The 3367-nt window shown below is 39.3% G+C and carries 5 protein-coding genes; all 5 read left to right on the forward strand.

Annotated elements, in window-relative coordinates; genetic code table 11:
* On the forward strand, window positions 1-220 hold a 220-nt coding region (locus AC1XUO_RS29475), incomplete at its 5' end, for a hypothetical protein (protein ID WP_483333493.1).
* Window positions 204-872, forward strand: a complete 669-nt coding sequence (locus AC1XUO_RS29480; RefSeq protein ID WP_483333494.1) for a hypothetical protein — start codon at window positions 204-206, stop codon at window positions 870-872. The genes AC1XUO_RS29475 and AC1XUO_RS29480, both read left to right, overlap by 17 nt.
* Window positions 873-1595: 723 nt before the next feature.
* Window positions 1596-1985 (forward strand): hypothetical protein, encoded by a 390-nt coding sequence (locus tag AC1XUO_RS29485; RefSeq protein ID WP_149244329.1) that lies wholly within the window; start codon window positions 1596-1598, stop codon window positions 1983-1985.
* Between the two features lie 25 nt (window positions 1986-2010).
* Complete coding sequence (locus AC1XUO_RS29490; protein WP_483333496.1) at window positions 2011-2277, forward strand: hypothetical protein; 267 nt, start codon at window positions 2011-2013, stop codon at window positions 2275-2277.
* Window positions 2278-2297: 20 nt separating this feature from the next.
* Window positions 2298-3068: a hypothetical protein gene (locus tag AC1XUO_RS29495; RefSeq protein ID WP_483333497.1), complete on the forward strand. Its 771-nt coding sequence runs from the start codon at window positions 2298-2300 to the stop codon at window positions 3066-3068.
* The last annotated feature ends 299 nt before the right edge of the window (window positions 3069-3367 follow it).

A 3367-nucleotide genomic window follows, 5' to 3' on the forward strand; every position in this document is an offset into this window, starting at 1 on the left:
TTTAGGACAGGGGAACGCCGATCCAATGTGGAACCAGGACGGCGTGGCACCGCAATGTGAAGTAGGAAATATCGGTTTTGGCAGGCGTGCTTTTATCCCTGCAACTTATGGAAATGGGAAATCAATCCCGAAAGGCTATTTGGAAAGTCATAGTATTAGTAATTATGGATGGATATTCGAACAACAAGAAAAGGATCCGGGATATGTCAAACCTCATTAAGTTATTAGTGCTATTAGTTGGCTTGTTGATCGCGTTTTCTTGCAATGAGAAGCGTAGATTAAAAGAACATACACCAGTATACTCTGACCTTTATAAGCTATCGGTAAATCAAATTGGTAGAGAAAACTATAATATGGTCTACAAATCTGCTTTTGATTCCTTGCAAAAGTTTGCCACTCATCGACTAGATTCGTTCAAGGATATTACAGGGACAAAGTGGAACTTGGATTCTTTGCTATGCTTCAATAAATTGGAAGACAAGTGCATTATGGCATTTTATGTACAATATGGAGAACATGTCAGCAATGGATTAAATTATTTATATGGAGTAAAAATCAACGAAAGGTGGTATTTTTTTAGGGGCCCTCATTTTTATATTCAAAGTGAAGCCTACGGATTTCAAAAAAATATCTCTTTGCCCTTCACCAAACTTCACGAAATAGCGATGGATAATATTTTCAAAGGTTATTTGAAGAAGAATAAGGAAAGTAGGAAATGGGAGATAAATGAAAACTTTTTTGCAAGGTTTTATGAACGCGATGCTTACAACTTTCCATTTACCACCCAGGAAGCATGGGAAGAAAGCTGGCTGAAATTGATGCGGGAGAACTGGGAGAAAAGAGATACAACAAATTACAAACCGTTACAATAGAGTGGGCTTTGCCCACTCTCAGGGAATGAATGAAGCCTTAAAAAATAGCACCATAAAAGATAAAATCACATGAAGTAGTTACCGGGCGGCGTTCCGCTATATCATCGCCCCCGAAAACGGCTGCTCTGCGACGTATGGTAAAGTGGAACCGACGCAATGGAAAGATCAGCTTTGGCAGTACGGCAGTAACTAAATCAAACAGGTGCTGATAATATCTGGGAACAGGATGGGGTGGCACCTCAGTGTGAAGTGGGGAATATTGGGTTTAACCGACGAGCCTTTATACCTGCTACCTATGGAAATGGAGAGGAAATTCCAAAAGGCTATTTAGATAGTCATAGTATTAGTAATTATGGATGGATATTTAATGCATTAACCCCAGATGATAAAGGATATGTCACACCAAAATAGCTTAAATAAGAACTGTTTTTTGTTTTTTGTTTCTTGTTTCTTGTTTCTTGTTTCTTATTTCTTATGTCTTGTGATAAGAGGAACAAATCTCATGAAATGGATTATGACAGGAATAAGAAACAAAGAACACTATATTTTAATTATTCAACTAATGTGTCGACCCCGGAAAATTATAAGCTAGTGTATGACCAAGCTTTTGATTCAATAAGTAATTGGGCTAATCATGGTTTGAAATCATACATAAATGAACGGGATAACAAATGGTTTTTGGATTCGTTAGTCTGCTTCAATAGAAATATGAACAAATGTATTATGGCTATTGCAAAATTAAACACTAAGTATCCAGAGATTGAAGCAGATGGATTGACATATCTTTATGGAGTAAAAGTAGACAGAAAATGGTTTTTTTTTGATGGCCCTTATCTTGCAGTCCCAAGAGAATTTTATCAAAAAGATACCAGCAAACCTTTAAGTGTGGAAATACTGAAATCCATTGCTATGGAGGAAATTTTCAGAGGATACTTGAAGAAGAATAAGCAAAGCGGGGAATTGGAGATAAATGATGGGTTCTTTGCAAGCTTAACGGGAAACGGCGGTTGCGCCGATTGTAAAACACAAGCGCAATGGGATTCTGTGTATCTGGCAACGGTGAGAGAAAACTGGAAGAATAGGGATACATCTACTTATCACCCATTACAATAATTATGGATTTGCCTACGCTCAGGGAATGATTGAATCCTTAAAAAACAGTACTATGAAAGATCAAATTACCAGGACCAGTTATCGGGCGGCGTATCGCTACATCATCGCCCCCGAAAACGGCTGCTCAGCCACTTACGGCAAAGTAGCCCTTGCTCAATGGAAAGACCAGATTTGGCAATATGGGAGTAATTTGGGACAAGGAGAGCCTGATCCACTGTGGAATCAGCTGGGGCGGCATTCCGCATGGGGTGGCACCTCAGTGCCCGGTAACTGGCCTCACAGATCAGAGTAGAGCTTTTATTCCAGCTACTTATGGAAATGGGAAAACAATTCCGAAAGGCTATTTGGAAAGTCATAGTATTAGTAATTATGGATGGATATTTGAACGTCAAGAAAACCTACCAGGTTATGTTAATCCGAGATAAGCTATTCGTCCTTTTTTTGGGAATTCTTCTTTTTGGTTGTTCCTCTCAGGAAACAAACGAGGCAGACAAAAAGAAACAGACGGAAAAAATTGAGAAACAAATTATTGATTTTTCAAAAAGAACAATCGGAACGGATACTTATATAGAAATAAGGGAAAACATTGAAGACTCATTGGAGAAATGGGGGAAGAATAATCTGAAAGATTTTCTAGCCATAAAGTTATATCCTTATCAGCTTGATTCTATTCTTTGTTTTAATAAAAGTGCCGATAAACTCGTGACGGCACTGTTACTTCAATGTAATCGGGCTCAATGCACCCAAGATGATATATGGTATTTCTATGGTGTAAAGATCAAAGAGGAATGGTATTTTTTTAGTGGGCCAACCATGGTTATTCCCCGTGATAAGGAAAATAGAACCCCAACAAGTTTCGCAAAACTCCACGAGATAGCGATGGATAATATTTTCAAAGGTTATTTGAAGAAGAATATGCAAAGCGGTGAATGGGAGATTAATGAAGGTTTCTTTGCAAGCTTAACTGGGAATGGCGGTTGCGCCGATTGTAAAACACAAGCGCAATGGGATTCTGTGTATTTAGCTACGGTAAGAGAAAACTGGAAGAACAGGGATACTTCCAATTATGAACGAGCGCAGTAATCAGGATTTAGATCGAAATGACAAAATTTTTCTATTGCTCTGCCACATACGGCAAAGTAGACCCTGCTCAATGGAAAGACCAGATTTGGCAATATGGGAGTAATTTGGGACAAGGAGACCCTGATCCACTGTGGAATCAGCTGGGGCGGCATTCCGCATGGGGTGGCACCTCAGTGCCGTGCACATTCCACGAACAATCCGAGCAAAAACGTACGAATATTCGTACATGGGGGGGCAGGAATTTTGAACAAATAGAGTGTAACGGACATAGTGATCCCATGTACTTGATTTTGGTCAGC

Source organism: Dyadobacter sp. HNCC25DJ186 (genome assembly GCF_056895235.1).